This is a genomic window from Streptomyces sp. UF-297 (assembly GCF_058245575.1).
The window spans coordinates 58,522-72,297 of sequence record NZ_JBSIBZ010000023.1 but is presented as its reverse complement, the minus strand read 5'-3'; the positions used below and the strand labels follow the sequence as shown (position 1 = coordinate 72,297).

Below are 13,776 nucleotides of genomic sequence, written 5' to 3'. Positions count from 1 at the left end.
GCCCGACACGCCATAGAGTCGCCAACCGTCGGCATGGTGCCACGCTGACCTATCGATAAGTTTCCTGGTCACATCCAAGGAGGTAAGACGACTTGTGAATGAGTCGACATTTTCTCCCGGAGGTGGTCAACCAGGAGCGGTTGCACGGGGCCAGGGTCCCTCGGGGCTAAAGGCTGTCGGCTCCGTAGCTGTCCACACCTTCGCAGCCCACCAGAGCATGACGACGACAGCCCATCAGAGCATGGACGGCCATCAAGTGAACGCCATGGCCGGCGACAAGGGCGGCTCAGATCCTGCCCGCCTCGCCGACTACGACGACCTGCCCGAGGGGCACTTCTACGATCCGGACGCGGAGTACGAGCCGGATCCCGAATACGCGGCCACGCTCGCGCCGGACGCTGCCCGCCAGCGCCGCGAGCGGGTCGGTCCGACGGGGCGTCCCCTGCCGTACTTCCCGATCCCGGGACCGCTGACCGACCACGGCCCGGCAAAGATCATTGCGATGTGCAACCAGAAGGGCGGGGTCGGCAAGACCACCTCGACCATCAATCTGGGCGCCGCGCTCGCCGAATACGGGCGACGGGTCCTGCTCGTCGACTTCGACCCGCAGGGCGCCCTGTCGGTCGGCCTCGGCGTCAACCCGATGGAACTGGACCTGACGGTCTACAACCTGCTCATGGAGCGGGGCATGTCGGCCGACGAGGTTTTGCTGAAGACAGCGGTCCCGAATATGGATCTGCTTCCCAGCAATATCGATTTGTCAGCCGCCGAGGTGCAGTTGGTCAGCGAGGTCGCCCGCGAGTCGACGCTCCAGCGCGCCCTGAAGCCGCTGATGGCCGACTACGACTACATCGTGATCGACTGTCAGCCCTCGCTGGGTCTGCTCACGGTCAACGCCCTCACGGCGGCCCACAAGGTCATCGTTCCGCTGGAGTGCGAATTCTTCGCGCTGCGCGGTGTGGCGTTGCTCACCGAGACGATCGAGAAGGTCCAGGAGCGGCTCAACCCCGACCTGGAGCTCGACGGCATCCTGGCGACGATGTACGACTCGCGCACCGTGCACAGCCGCGAGGTCCTGGCGCGGGTCGTCGAGGCATTCGACGATCACGTCTACCACACCGTCATCGGCCGTACGGTCCGCTTCCCCGAGACCACCGTCGCGGGCGAGCCGATCACCACGTACGCCTCCAACTCCGTCGGTGCCGCCGCCTATCGTCAGCTCGCCAGGGAGGTGCTCGCCCGGTGTCACGCCGAGTGAGTCTGCCGGGCGCCGACGAGCTCTTCCGTACGACCGGGGGGATGGCGCTGCAGGCGTCCTCGCCCAAGTCCTCCCGGCGCCAGGCAGGCGGCACGGGCGGCGCGAACGGCGAGACCCCGCGCGTCCCCGCGCCGGGCGGCGAGAGCGACCCGGCGGAGCGGACCCCCCGGACGGGGGCCGAGGACGGGGCGCAGGACGGCGAGAGCGGGTCGGGGCGCGCCGCGTCGGCCGAGCACGAGCACAGCGGACGCGAAGCGGCCGAGCAGTCCAAGGGCCGCCGCCGGCAGGAGGCCCCCGAGCCGGACCCGGCCCAGGCGGCCGTACCGACCCGCCGCCGCGGCCGGGGCGCCAACCGCCGCCCCAGCGGCCGCGAGCGGCACGACGAGAAGATCACGGTCTATGTCTCCGCCGAGGAGCTGATGGACCTCGAGCACGCCCGTCTCGTCCTGCGCGGCGAGCACGGCCTGGCCGTCGACCGCGGGCGCATCGTGCGCGAGGCGGTCGCCGTGGTCCTGGCCGACCTCGAATCGCGCGGCGACGCGAGCATCCTGGTGCGGCGGCTGCGCGGGCGCTGACCGGGCGCCGGGCGCGGCCCGCCACGTCCGGTGGGGCCGCGGGCGCCGCGATCGGCGTCGCCGCGCGCTCAGCGGGATAGCCTGCGGCCACCGGTGGGCACCGCCCTCCGGTGGCCAGCCCGCCGCTTGTGGCGGGGACCGCAGCACCATGGACCACGATGCCGACGACCGACGACGACGCCCCCGTCGCCCCTGCCTTCTCCGCGGACCATCCCGCGCGTACGCCCCGCCGGCGGCTCGGCCGCGGGCCGGGGGCGGATCCGGAGGCGGCTGCCGCACCGGAACCGGAAGAGCCGGAAGAGCCGGAAGTGGGGGCGCAGGAGCGGCCTCTGTGCGCTCCCGCGGTCCTCGCCGGGCCCCGGAGTCCGGAGCCCGTGCCGGAGCCTCCTCAGGAGGCCGTAACGGAGCTTCCTCAGGCGGCTGAGCGTGCTGCCGGACCCGCTGTTGAGGCCGGGACGTCGGACGGTGACGGCTCACAGGAGGGGGAAGGGGCGCAGGAGGAGTCCGGGGACGGGAAGTTCACCGTCCGGCTGGACAACTTCGAGGGGCCCTTCGACCTGCTGTTGCAGCTCATCGCGAAGCACAAGCTGGATGTCACCGAGGTGGCGCTCTCGAAGGTCACCGACGAGTTCATGGCCCACATCCGGGCCATGGGTCCCGACTGGGACCTGGACCAGACCACGGAGTTCCTCGTCGTCGCCGCCACGCTCCTGGACCTGAAGGCGGCGCGGCTGCTGCCCGCCGCCGAGGTGGAGGACGAGGCGGACCTGGCCCTGCTGGAGGCGCGCGACCTCCTGTTCGCGCGGCTGCTGCAGTACCGCGCGTACAAGAAGATCGCGGACATCTTCAGCGGGCGGCTGGCGGACGAGGCCCGGCGCTACCCCCGTACCGTCGGGATGGAGCCGCAGCACGCCGAGCTGCTGCCCGAGGTCGTCATCAGCATCGGCGCCGCGGGCTTCGCCGAGCTGGCCGTCAAGGCGATGCAGCCCAAGCCCGAGCCGCAGGTGTACGTCGACCACATCCACGCGCCGCTGGTGAGCGTGCGCGAACAGGCCGACGTGCTGGTCGCGCGGCTGCGGGAGGCGGGCGAGGCGAGCTTCGCCGAGCTGACCGAGGACGCGCCGGACACGCTGACCGTGGTGGCCCGCTTCCTGGCGCTGCTGGAGCTGTACCGCGAGCGCGTGGTCACCCTGGACCAGGAGGACGCCCTGGGGCTGCTCACGGTCCGCTGGGTGGCCGTGGAGGGGGCACAGCCGGTCGTCACCGACGAGTTCGATCTGACGGCACAGGAGCGGCTCGCGCAGGAGGGCGGCGCCGGGAAGGCCGCTGAGGAGGCCGTCGAGGGGGCCGAGGGGATCGTGGGGGACCGTACGGAGGAAGGCTCGGCAGGATGAGCGGTGTGGACGAGGCGTACGACGGCCCGGAGGCGGGCGGTCCGGGCGACGGCAGCGGCAATGGCAGCGGGGAGCCGGCCGGGGCGCTGGGTGTCGCGGAGCTGGCGCTGGGGCCCGCCCTGGAGGCGGTCCTGATGGTCGTCGACGAGCCGGCGACCGAGGAGCACCTGGCCAGGGTGCTGGCCCGGCCGCGCCGCGAGGTCGCGCTCGCGCTGCGCGAGCTGTCAGAGGAGTACACCCGCCAGGGCCGCGGCTTCGACCTGCGCCTGGTGGCCGGCGGCTGGCGTTTCTACAGCCGTGCCGAGTACGCCGACGCCGTGGAGAGCTTCGTCCTGGACGGCCAGCAGGCCCGGCTCACCCAGGCCGCATTGGAGACTCTGGCCGTGGTCGCGTACCGTCAGCCGGTCAGCCGGTCGCGTGTATCGGCTGTACGCGGGGTCAACTGCGACGGTGTGATGCGCACCCTCCTCCAGCGCGGCCTGGTGCAGGAGGCGGGGACGGAACCCGAAACAGGTGCGATCCTGTACAGGACGACGAATTACTTTCTGGAGCGGATGGGCCTGCGCGGCCTGGACGAGCTCCCCGAGCTCGCACCCTTCCTCCCCGAGGCGGACGCGGTCGAGGGCGAGACCCAGGAAGGTATCCCGTCGTTCGATCCGGATGCACCGGATTCCGAGGACGCAGACGACAAGACGGACATTTAATGCGAAGCAGCAGCGGCAGGAACAGCAGCGGAAACAACGGCGGGAGCCGTGGTGGCAACAGCGGCGGCCGCGGCAGCAGCGGCGGCCGCGGCAACTACCGGGGTGCCGGTAACAGCCGCGACGACCGCAACCCGCGCGGGAGCAACCCGCGCCGCCCCCGCCCCGAGGAGCGCACCTACGACGTGGGCGACTCCGCCCAGGGCCCGAAGCGCGGACGCGGTGCCGCGGCCCGCGGTGGCGCCAAGGGCGGCCCCCGGCAGTCCCCCCAGCGGGGCGGCGGCCGTACGGCTCCCTCGCGCTCGCGCGAGTACGACGCCCGTACCGAGGAGCGCAACCGGCAGCGGTACGCCGACAAGCCGAAGATCAAGACCCCCAAGACCTTCGGGGAGCAGGAGGGCGAGCGGCTGCAGAAGGTGCTCGCCCGGGCCGGCATGGGCTCCCGGCGCGCCTGCGAGGAGCTGATCGACGCCGGCCGGGTCGAGGTCAACGGCAAGATCGTCATCGAGCAGGGCACCCGGGTCGACCCCGAGAAGGACGAGATCAAGGTCGACGGCCTGACCGTCGCCACCCAGTCGTACCTGTTCTTCGCGCTGAACAAGCCGGCGGGCGTCGTCTCCACCATGGAGGACCCCGACGGCCGTCAGTGCCTCGGTGACTACGTCAACAACCGCGAGACCCGGCTCTTCCACGTCGGGCGGCTGGACACCGAGACCGAGGGCATCATCCTGCTCACCAATCACGGAGAGCTCGCCCACCGCCTCACCCACCCGAAGTACGGCGTGCAGAAGACCTATCTGGCGGCCATCACCGGCCCGCTGCCCCGCGAGGTCGGCAAGCGGCTGAAGGACGGCATCCAGCTGGAGGACGGCTACGCCCGCGCCGACCACTTCCGGGTCGTCGAGCAGACCGGCAAGAACTACCTCGTCGAGGTCACGCTGCACGAGGGCCGCAAGCACATCGTGCGCCGGATGCTCGCCGAGGCGGGCTTCCCGGTCGAGAAGCTCGTGCGCACGGGCTTCGGCCCGATCGCCCTCGGCGACCAGAAGTCCGGCTGGCTGCGGCGGATGACCAACACCGAGGTCGGCATGCTGATGCGCGAGGTCGACCTCTAGGAATCCGCTGGGAAACCGCTTTGCGGAACCTCGGAACCACCCCTTATTGTCACCATGACGATTAAGGGGTGGTTTTCTTTGTCCTCCACGCAGTCCGCCGCGACCGGGTCGCTCATCGGCCTCGCGCTCGGTGACGCACTGGGCTTTCCCACCGAGTTCAGCGATGTGCCCTCGATCCTGGCCAAGAGCGGGCCGTGGCGCGAGATGGCGCTGCCCGCGCCCGCGTACGTCACCGACGACACCCAGATGACGCTGGCGCTGGGGCGGGGGCTGCGCGGGGCGATGGAGCGCGGGCCGCTGAACCCGGCGCGGTTCGTGCCGCCCGTACGCCGGGAGTTCGTGGACTGGTGGCGCTCGCCGGACAACAACCGGGCGCCCGGCAACACCTGCCTGCGGGCCTGCCAACTGCTGAGCGAGGACGCCAGGCCCTGGGCCGAGGCAAGCCAGATCGGCTCCAAGGGCTGCGGCGCCAATATGCGGGTGGCGCCTCTCGCGCTCGTGCCCGGGCTGAGCGAGGCGCAGCGGGCCGGTGCCGCGCAGTTGCAGTCCGCGCTGACGCACGGGCACCCGACGGCGCTCGCCGCGAGCGATCTGACGGCGCACGCGGTGTACCTGCTCACGCAGGGCGCCCGCCCCGCCGAACTCCCCGCCCTGCTGCGCTCGTACGCCCACGACAGCCGCACCCGCTACCACCAGGACTGGCTCGGTGACCTGTGGCGGCGGGCCCAGGACCCCACCCCCGAGCACTTCATCGCCCGTGGCTGGGACGACTGCCTGGGCGCGCTGGACCGTCTGGAGGCGGCGCTGGGCGCGCCCGACCCCGAGGCCGACCCGTGCCTGGCCACGGGCGCGGGCTGGATCGCCGAAGAGGCGCTCGCCACCGGCCTGTTGTGCTTCCTGCTCTTCCCCGACGAGCCGCTCACCGCGCTGCGCAGGGCGGCCTGCTCCTCCGGGGACTCCGACTCGATCGCCTGCCTGGCCGGTGCCTTCGCGGGCGCCCACCTGGGGGCCGGGGCCTGGCCCGCGGAGTGGGCCGGGCGCATCGAGTACCGCGACGGGCTGCTGGAGCTGGGAGGGCTGTGGGATGAGCGGGGCTGAGACGGCGGCGCGCGAGAGCGTGCTGCGGGCGGCCGGGCTGCCCGAGGTGGACCTGGCCGCGGTGATCGCCGCCGAGGACGACCCGCTGGTCTTCGCCACGGTCTCGGGGGCGCACCTGTACGGATTCCCCTCCCGCGACTCGGACGTGGACCTGCGCGGGGCGCATCTGCTGCCGGTGCGCGCACTGATCGGGCTGCGCGAGCCGGCCGAGACCGCCACGCGCATGTGGGAGCGCGACGGGGTCGAGATGGACCTGGTCTCGCACGACCTGCGCAAGTTCGCCCGGCTGATGCTGCGCCGCAACGGCTACGTACTGGAACAGCTGCTCTCGCCGCTGGTCGTGCACACCACCGAGGCCCACGCCGAGCTGGTGGCGCTGGCCCCCGGCGTGATCACCGGCCACCACGCCCACCACTACCGCGGCTTCGCCACCACCCAGTGGCGGCTTTTCGAGAAGACCGGCGAGCTCAAGCCGCTGCTCTACACGCTGCGGGTGCTGCTGACCGGCATCCACCTGATGGAGAGCGGCCGGATCCAGGCCCATCTGCCCACGCTGATCGGCCAGTTGGCGGCGCCCGCGTACGTGCCCGAGCTGATCGCGGCGAAGGCGGCGGCCGAGCACGGCTCAGCGGCCGAGGTGGTCGCGGCCGACCGGGTGCGCGGCGACGTGCAGGCGCTGCACGCACGGCTGGACGCGGCGCAGGCCGCCTCCCGGCTGCCGTCGGCTCCCAGCGGGTACGACGCGCTAGAGGACGTGGTCGTACGGGCCAGAAGCGAGCGCTGAGGCGCGGCGGGTGCGCAGCAGGAAGTCCTCGACGCGGGCGTGGTCCGGGGCGGGCGGGAGCGGTGAGCGGGACTCGGCGCGCTCGGCCTGATCGGCCAGCGTCCGCATCCGGCGCTCGACCTCGGGCCAGGGGACCTCGCCGCGCTTGACGGACAGCAGGTCCTCGCGGGCGTCGCCGACGTCGAGGACGAGGGTGCCGGTCAGCAGCAGGTCGCGGCAGGTCCCCAGCAGGCGCAGCAGGTGCATGGCGTGCTTCCAGCGGGGCGCGCCGTGCCGGCGCACGTCCGCCTGGAGCTTCTTGAGCCGGCCCAGGGCGTAGCGGCCGAAGGTGCGGTGGACCTCGCGGGAGAGGAACGCGCCGCGCAGCGCGAGCAGCTCGCGGCCGGTGTCCGTCAGGCGCTCGACGAAGGGGGAGTGCAGGCACTCCAGGAGGTTGGGGTTGGCGCGCAGCGCGAGCGCGCAGAAGCGCTCCAGCTCCCAGGAGAACTCCTCCTCGCGCGGGCCCTCCACATGCGTCGGCGGCTTCTCGAAGTGCCAGAACAGCGGGGTGGGGGCGAGGTAGACGCCGCGGCGGTCGGTGTCGCTGCCCTCGGTGGCCAGGCCGAAGGCGCGCGAGCCCATGACGCAGGAGTAGATGGTGTGCTCGGTGACCAGAGCGTGGTCATCAGGCGCTCGGCCTGCGGAAACGGTGGGCATGGCGGGAATTGTGCGGTGCGCGGGGGAGTGGGTGCCACCTGAATTCCCGCGGCGACGGCTGTCAGTGGGGCTGGCTACCCTGATCACAGGAAATTCGGCGGCCGGGACATCCGGGGCGCCGGTTGAGCAGCAGGGAGCGGCGACGTGGCGGTAGGAGCGGTCCGGCGGGCGCGGGGCGAAGCGGGGGATGCGCAGTGAGGACCGCGATCGTCATCGGGACGGGACTGATCGGCACGTCCGCCGCGCTGGCGCTGAGCGCCCGGGGCGTCCAGGTGTACCTGGAGGACCACGACCCGGCGCAGGCCCGTACGGCGGCGGCGCTGGGGGCCGGTACGGCCGAGGCGCCCGAGGGGCCGGTCGACCTGGCCGTCGTGGCGGTGCCGCCGGCGCACGTGGCGGCGACGCTGGCCGGGGCGATGGGGCGCGGTATCGCCCGGGGCTACATCGACGTGGCGAGCGTGAAGGGCGGGCCGCGGCGCGAGCTGGAGGCGCTGGGGTGCGACCTGAAGCCGTATCTGGGGACGCACCCGATGTCGGGCAAGGAGCGCTCCGGGCCGCTGGCCGCGACCGCCGACCTCTTCGAGGGGCGGCCGTGGGTGCTCACCCCGACGCGGGACGGCGACACCGAGGTGCTGAATCTGGCGCTGGAGCTGGTCGCGCTGTGCCGGGCGGTGCCGGTGGTGATGGACGCCGACGCGCACGACCGCGCGGTGGCGCTCGTCTCGCACACCCCGCAGCTGGTCTCCAGCCTGGTCGCGGCGCGGCTCAAGGGCGCCGATGAGACCGCGGTGCGGCTGTGCGGGCAGGGCATCCGGGATGTGACGCGGATCGCCGCTTCCGACCCGCGGATGTGGATCGACATCCTGTCCGCCAATCCCGGTCCGGTCGCCGATGTGCTGTCCGAGGTCGCGGCGGATCTGGACGAGACCGTACGGTCCCTGCGGGCGCTGGAGTCCGCCGACGAGGACAAGCGCGCGGCGGGCGCCGGCGGGGTGGCCGATGTGCTGCGGCGCGGCAACGCCGGGCGGGAGCGGGTGCCGGGCAAGCACGGCGCGGCCCCGGCCGCTTACGAGATCGTCGCGGTGCACATCGGGGACCAGCCCGGCGAGCTGGCCCGTATCTTCGCCGACGCCGGCCGGGCCGGGGTCAACATCGAGGACGTCCGCATCGAGCACGCCACCGGGCAGCAGGCGGGATTCATCCAGCTCATGGTCGAGCCGCAGGCGGCCGAGGCGCTCACCGGGGCGCTGCGGGAGCGGGGCTGGTCCATCCGCCGGTGAACGGAGCGCCCCCGGGGCGGGCGGGCTGCACGGGGCGGTGCTGCCAGCCAGTAACCTTGTCGGGAGCCAGATACGTAGTGACCCATGGCCTGCCCGTGATCAAGGAAGGTGCTCGACACCGTGGAAACCGCCGCCCGGACCGCCCCGGCAACCGCCCGCCCGGTCGTTGTCGCCATCGACGGCCCCGCAGGCACGGGCAAGTCCAGCACGTCCAAGGCGGTCGCCGCCAAGCTGGGCCTGGGGTACCTGGACACCGGAGCCCAGTACCGCGCGATCACCTGGTGGATGCTGAACAACGGCATCGACGTGAACGACGCCGTCGCCGTGGCGGACGCCGCCGCCAAGCCGGTGATCGTCTCCGGTACGGACCCCTCCGCGCCGACCATCACCGTGGACGGCCTGGACGCGGCGGGCCCCATCCGTACGCAGGAGGTCACCTCCGCGGTCAGCGCCGTCAGCGCGGTGCCCGAGGTCCGCGGCCTGATCACGGACCTGCAGCGGACGATCGCCGCCGAGGCCCCGGACGGCATCGTGGTGGAGGGGCGGGACATCGGCAGCACGGTGCTTCCGGACGCCGACCTCAAGATCTTTCTGACCGCCTCCCCCGAGGCGCGGGCCGCCCGGCGCAGCGGGGAGCTCAAGGGCAAGGACCCCCAGCAGGCGGTCGATCTCGCCGCCACCCGCGAGGCGCTGGTCAAGCGGGACGCGGCCGACTCCAGCCGTAAGACCTCGCCGCTGGCCAAGGCGCCGGACGCGGTGGAGGTGGACACCACCGAACTGACGCTGGAGCAGGTCATCGAGTGCGTGGTCACCCTGATCGAGGAGAAGCGGGCCGCGAAGTGACCGAAACCGGCAGGGCGCCGAGCGCGGCGGGCGCCGCACTCGGGCGGCGGATCGGCATCGGCCTGATGTACGGGCTGTTCAGGCCGCGGGTGCTGGGTGCCTGGCGGGTACCGGCCAGCGGCCCGGTGATCTTCGCGGTCAACCACACGCACGGCATCGACGGCCCGATGCTGATGGGGACCGCGCCGCGGCCGGTGCACTTCCTGATCAAGAAGGAAGCGTTCGTCGGCCCGCTGGACCCCTTCCTGCGCGGGATCGGCCAGGTGAAGGTGGACCGGGACAGCACGGACCGGACCGCCATCACCGCCGCGCTGGGCGTGCTGGAGCGCGGCGGGGTGCTGGGGATCTTCCCCGAGGGCACCCGGGGCGAGGGGGACTTCGCCTCGCTGCGGGCGGGCCTGGCGTACTTCGCGCTGCGGTCCGGGGCGCAGGTCGTCCCGGTCGCGGTGCTGGGCAGTACCGAACGCCGCGGCAGGGCCATACGGGCACTGCCGCCGCTGCGCGGCCGTATCGACGTGGTCTTCGCAGACCCCTTCGAGGCGGGCGACGGCAGCGGGCGGCGCACGCGCACGGCGCTGGACGAGGCGACCGTGCGCATCCAGGAGCGGCTGCGGGACCACCTGGAAAAGGCCAGGCGCCTCACCGGGCGCTGACCGACACTTGAGTAGTGGGCCGTCCCCGAGCGGGAGGCCCATCGACGACCGTGCGGCGTCAGCCGCACACGACTGTAGTGAACGAGGAACGGACTTCATGAACGACCAGATCCCCACCGGCGACGAGCACGGTGCGCTTGGCGACGCCGAGTACGCGGAGTTCATGGAGCTCGCCGCGGAGGAAGGCTTCGACCTGGAGGAGGTCGAGGGCGACATCGCCGCGGCCGGCCACGGGCCGCTGCCCGTCCTCGCCGTCGTCGGCCGCCCCAACGTCGGCAAGTCGACGCTGGTGAACCGCTTCATCGGCCGCCGCGAGGCGGTCGTGGAGGACAAGCCGGGCGTCACCCGCGACCGCGTCACCTATGAGGCCGAGTGGAACGGCCGCCGCTTCAAGGTGGTGGACACCGGCGGCTGGGAGCAGGACGTGCTCGGCATCGACGCGTCCGTGGCCATGCAGGCCGAGTTCGCGATCGAGGCCGCCGACGCGGTGGTCTTCGTCGTGGACGCCAAGGTCGGCGCGACCGACACCGATGAGGCCGTGGTCAAGCTGCTGCGCCGCTCCGGCAAGCCGGTCGTGCTGGCCGCCAACAAGGTCGACGGCCCCTCGGGCGAGGCGGACGCCGCCTACCTGTGGTCGCTGGGCCTGGGCGAGCCCTACCCCGTCTCCGCGCTGCACGGCCGCGGTACGGGCGACCTGCTGGACGCCGCGCTGGACGCGCTGCCCGAGGCGCCGGAGCAGACCTTCGGCGCCGCTGTCGGCGGCCCGCGCCGCATCGCCCTGATCGGCCGCCCCAACGTCGGCAAGTCCTCGCTGCTGAACAAGGTCGCCGGCGAGGAGCGGGTGGTCGTCAACGAGCTGGCGGGCACCACCCGCGACCCGGTCGACGAGCTGATCGAACTGGGCGGCAAGACCTGGAAGTTCGTGGACACCGCGGGCATCCGCAAGCGCGTCCACCTCCAGCAGGGCGCCGACTACTACGCCTCGCTGCGCACCGCGGCGGCCGTGGAGAAGGCCGAGGTCGCGGTCGTCCTGATCGACGCGAGCGAGTCGATCAGCGTGCAGGACCAGCGGATCATCACGATGGCCGTCGAGGCGGGCCGCGCGCTGGTCATCGCGTACAACAAGTGGGACCAGCTGGACGAGGAGCGCCGCTTCTACCTGGAGCGGGAGATCGAGCGCGACCTGGTGCAGATCCCGTGGGCGATGCGGGTCAACGTCTCCGCGCGTACCGGCCGCCACATGGAGAAGCTGGTGCCGGCCATCGAGACGGCGCTGGCCGGGTGGGAGACCCGCGTGCCCACCGGGCGGCTGAACGCCTTCCTCGGTGAGATCGTCGCCTCGCACCCGCACCCGATCCGCGGTGGCAAGCAGCCGCGCATCCTCTTCGGCACCCAGGCGGGCACCAAGCCGCCGCGCTTCGTGCTCTTCGCCTCGGGCTTCCTGGAGGCCGGCTACCGCCGCTTCGTCGAGCGCCGGCTGCGCGAGGAGTTCGGGTTCGACGGGACGCCGATCCACATTTCGGTGCGGGTGCGCGAGAAGCGCAGCAAGAAGAAGTAACGAGAAGCGGTAAGCGCTCGCCAGACGCAGCGGAGCGGGGCCGGTGGGTGAACCACCGGCCCCGCTTTGTCTTTCAGCGTCCGCGCGCAGGCACGGTCAGCGTCCGTGCGGACGCATGTCTCGCGGGCTCGGGGGCAGGGCCGCCGGGAAGTGGCCGCGCGTCTGGTAGTGGGTGGTGTGCTGCGGACCGCGGGCCATGGGCTCCCAGTGGCCGGCCGGGGCGGTCGTACGGCCCCAGATACGGCGCATGGCGTCCAGGCTCAGCTCCTCCTCGCCCGTGTGGTCCCCGGGCAGTGCGCGGAAGGAGCGGCGGTACTCGGCGTACAGCGCGTCGTAGATCGGCGTGGCCGAAGCGCGGTCCGCGGTGTGCGCGGCGGCCGTCATGTCGTGCGACGGGCGCATGCCGGGGATCGAGTGGGGGTACGGGATACGGGAGGTCGGGTCGTATGAGTGCACGTCTGAGCCAACGACCCCGTGGCCCGCGGGATGCGGGCCCACCGGAGATAGGGCTGAGCGCGCCGGGTGCGCGGCCGGGGACATGACGCGGACCGTCGATCCGCTCAGGTGCCGGCGAGCGGCATCGCGGCGGCGACCAGCGAGCCCTGGGCCGCGGCCTTCTCCAGCGCCTGGCGCATCAGATCCTCGCGCGGCTGGCGCCCGATGGAGCCCGCCGGGGCGGCGTACACCAGCACCGTCTGCGATTTGACGGCCGCGGCGCGCCAGCCGTCGGAGACCGGCAGCGGCTGGTGGGCCTGCCACCAGGAGGTCTGCGGGCCGCCGCCGGTGCCGGGCTGGAGGACGGCGTGCAGCCGGCCCATGGCCAGCAGGACCGACCAGCCGGCGTTCGCCGAGGGCAGCGAGGTCATGTCCGTCACCGGCAGGAAGCCCTGCTCGATGAGCATCGGGAGGAAGTCGTCGCCGGGGCCGAGCGAGCCGGGGCGGGCGATGGGGCCGCCCGGTTCGACGACCAGGGCCGGGCGCAGCTCGCCCTCGACCAGGACCAGCCCGCAGGTCACGCCCAGGGTGGCCTGGCGGGGGTCGCCGCCCTGCGGGGCGAGGGCGGCGGTGTCGTCCTCGCCGGTGATGGAGCGTACGGCCCCCTGGAGCTGTTCCTCGGAGACCGGCACGACCTGCGAGGGGATGCAGGTGGCGTGGGCGAAGGCGAGCACCGCGGTCTCCTCGCCCACGAACAGGACGGTGCTGGTGCGCTCCTGTTCGCTGTCGCCCGGGGTGCGGCAGGAAGTGCAGTCGTAATGGCCGGGGGCGTTGTCACCGGCCAGCAGGCGGTCCGCCTCTTCGTCGCCGATCTCGGCGCGAACGTCGTTACTGACGTCGAGCATGCGCGGCACGGGTGGCTCCTCGATCTGTGCGCGGCCACCGGGTGTTTCCCGGCTCATATGAAGACAACGGGCGATCTGTGGCAGGAGTCACGCGCGGGTAGGAGCGCAATCGAACCAACCGGCGCGCAGGGTGAGATGGGGAGCGGAATCGCTCACTCCATGACAACTGATGTGCCGCGCACGGAAGTTGATGCGGTGAGGTGGGTCACAGATCGATTCGCCGTCGGGGGCATAAATGCCGAAATCAGGGAATCAAGTGGGTGGCCGAAAAAGGGCGATACCTTGAGTAACGCCCAACTGGCCTGGAACGACGGCGATGTGGTTGATGACGGGGCGTAAACCTCCATACATTCTCCGGCCGTGTGCATCGAGCACCGCCCGGGACGCCCGCCGTCCGCACCGGGATCCCAGTGGATCCGGGTGCGGCACCAGCACCACAGCACCGCTCGCGGCGGGCGGGGCGACGCGGAACCAGGGCGCG

General features: G+C 72.4%; 14 protein-coding genes. 11 read left to right on the top strand and 3 right to left on the bottom strand.

What is annotated here, in order from left to right:
• Window positions 1-241: 241 nt before the first annotated feature.
• From AC4IJH_RS16195 to AC4IJH_RS16165, 7 genes are all read left to right on the top strand, one after another.
• Entirely contained in the window at window positions 242-1,258 is a 1,017-nt protein-coding gene (locus AC4IJH_RS16195; protein ID WP_490852422.1) for a ParA family protein, read from the top strand.
• The gene (locus AC4IJH_RS16190; protein WP_490852401.1) at window positions 1,243-1,833 is read left to right on the top strand and encodes a hypothetical protein; all 591 of its coding nucleotides are present in this window, start codon (window positions 1,243-1,245) and stop codon (window positions 1,831-1,833) included. The genes AC4IJH_RS16195 and AC4IJH_RS16190 overlap by 16 nt, the downstream gene beginning before the upstream one ends.
• A gap of 158 nt (window positions 1,834-1,991) precedes the next feature.
• Window positions 1,992-3,227 carry a segregation and condensation protein A gene (locus AC4IJH_RS16185; RefSeq protein ID WP_490852400.1) on the top strand — a complete coding sequence of 412 codons (1,236 nt, stop codon included), beginning with the start codon at window positions 1,992-1,994 and terminating at the stop codon, window positions 3,225-3,227.
• Complete coding sequence (scpB, locus tag AC4IJH_RS16180) at window positions 3,224-3,931, top strand: SMC-Scp complex subunit ScpB (RefSeq protein ID WP_490852399.1); 708 nt, start codon at window positions 3,224-3,226, stop codon at window positions 3,929-3,931. The genes AC4IJH_RS16185 and scpB overlap by 4 nt, the downstream gene beginning before the upstream one ends.
• Window positions 3,931-5,043, top strand: coding sequence for a pseudouridine synthase (locus AC4IJH_RS16175; protein WP_490852398.1), 1,113 nt, complete (start codon window positions 3,931-3,933; stop codon window positions 5,041-5,043). The genes scpB and AC4IJH_RS16175 overlap by 1 nt, the downstream gene beginning before the upstream one ends.
• 78 nt (window positions 5,044-5,121) lie before the next feature.
• On the top strand, window positions 5,122-6,141 hold the full coding sequence (locus tag AC4IJH_RS16170) for an ADP-ribosylglycohydrolase family protein (RefSeq protein WP_490852397.1): 1,020 nt from the start codon (window positions 5,122-5,124) through the stop codon (window positions 6,139-6,141).
• Complete coding sequence (locus AC4IJH_RS16165) at window positions 6,128-6,925, top strand: nucleotidyltransferase domain-containing protein (RefSeq protein ID WP_490852396.1); 798 nt, start codon at window positions 6,128-6,130, stop codon at window positions 6,923-6,925. Before AC4IJH_RS16170 ends, AC4IJH_RS16165 begins: the two co-directional genes overlap by 14 nt.
• Here the strand turns inward: AC4IJH_RS16165 and AC4IJH_RS16160 are convergent.
• The gene (locus AC4IJH_RS16160) at window positions 6,887-7,621 is read right to left on the bottom strand and encodes a nucleotidyltransferase domain-containing protein (RefSeq protein ID WP_490852395.1); all 735 of its coding nucleotides are present in this window, start codon (window positions 7,619-7,621) and stop codon (window positions 6,887-6,889) included. The genes AC4IJH_RS16165 and AC4IJH_RS16160 overlap by 39 nt on opposite strands.
• A 194-nt stretch (window positions 7,622-7,815) precedes the next feature.
• Here AC4IJH_RS16160 and AC4IJH_RS16155 point away from each other — a divergent pair, with 194 nt between their 5' ends.
• The 4 genes from AC4IJH_RS16155 (at window position 7,816) to der (ending at window position 11,955) form a co-directional block, all read left to right on the top strand.
• Complete coding sequence (locus AC4IJH_RS16155; RefSeq protein WP_490852394.1) at window positions 7,816-8,901, top strand: prephenate dehydrogenase; 1,086 nt, start codon at window positions 7,816-7,818, stop codon at window positions 8,899-8,901.
• A 120-nt stretch (window positions 8,902-9,021) separates the two neighbouring features.
• Window positions 9,022-9,744 carry a (d)CMP kinase gene (gene cmk / locus AC4IJH_RS16150; protein ID WP_490852393.1) on the top strand — a complete coding sequence of 241 codons (723 nt, stop codon included), beginning with the start codon at window positions 9,022-9,024 and terminating at the stop codon, window positions 9,742-9,744.
• Window positions 9,741-10,397 (top strand): lysophospholipid acyltransferase family protein, encoded by a 657-nt coding sequence (locus tag AC4IJH_RS16145; RefSeq protein WP_490852392.1) that lies wholly within the window; start codon window positions 9,741-9,743, stop codon window positions 10,395-10,397. The genes cmk and AC4IJH_RS16145 overlap by 4 nt, the downstream gene beginning before the upstream one ends.
• Window positions 10,398-10,494: 97 nt before the next feature.
• Entirely contained in the window at window positions 10,495-11,955 is a 1,461-nt protein-coding gene (gene der / locus AC4IJH_RS16140) for a ribosome biogenesis GTPase Der (protein WP_490852391.1), read from the top strand.
• 96 nt (window positions 11,956-12,051) lie between these two features.
• Here the strand turns inward: der and AC4IJH_RS16135 are convergent, their stop codons facing one another.
• The gene (locus AC4IJH_RS16135; protein WP_490852390.1) at window positions 12,052-12,357 is read right to left on the bottom strand and encodes a hypothetical protein; all 306 of its coding nucleotides are present in this window, start codon (window positions 12,355-12,357) and stop codon (window positions 12,052-12,054) included.
• Window positions 12,358-12,515: 158 nt separating this feature from the next.
• Complete coding sequence (locus AC4IJH_RS16130) at window positions 12,516-13,304, bottom strand: DUF8842 C-terminal domain-containing protein (protein ID WP_490852389.1); 789 nt, start codon at window positions 13,302-13,304, stop codon at window positions 12,516-12,518.
• Between the last annotated feature and the right edge of the window lie 472 nt (window positions 13,305-13,776).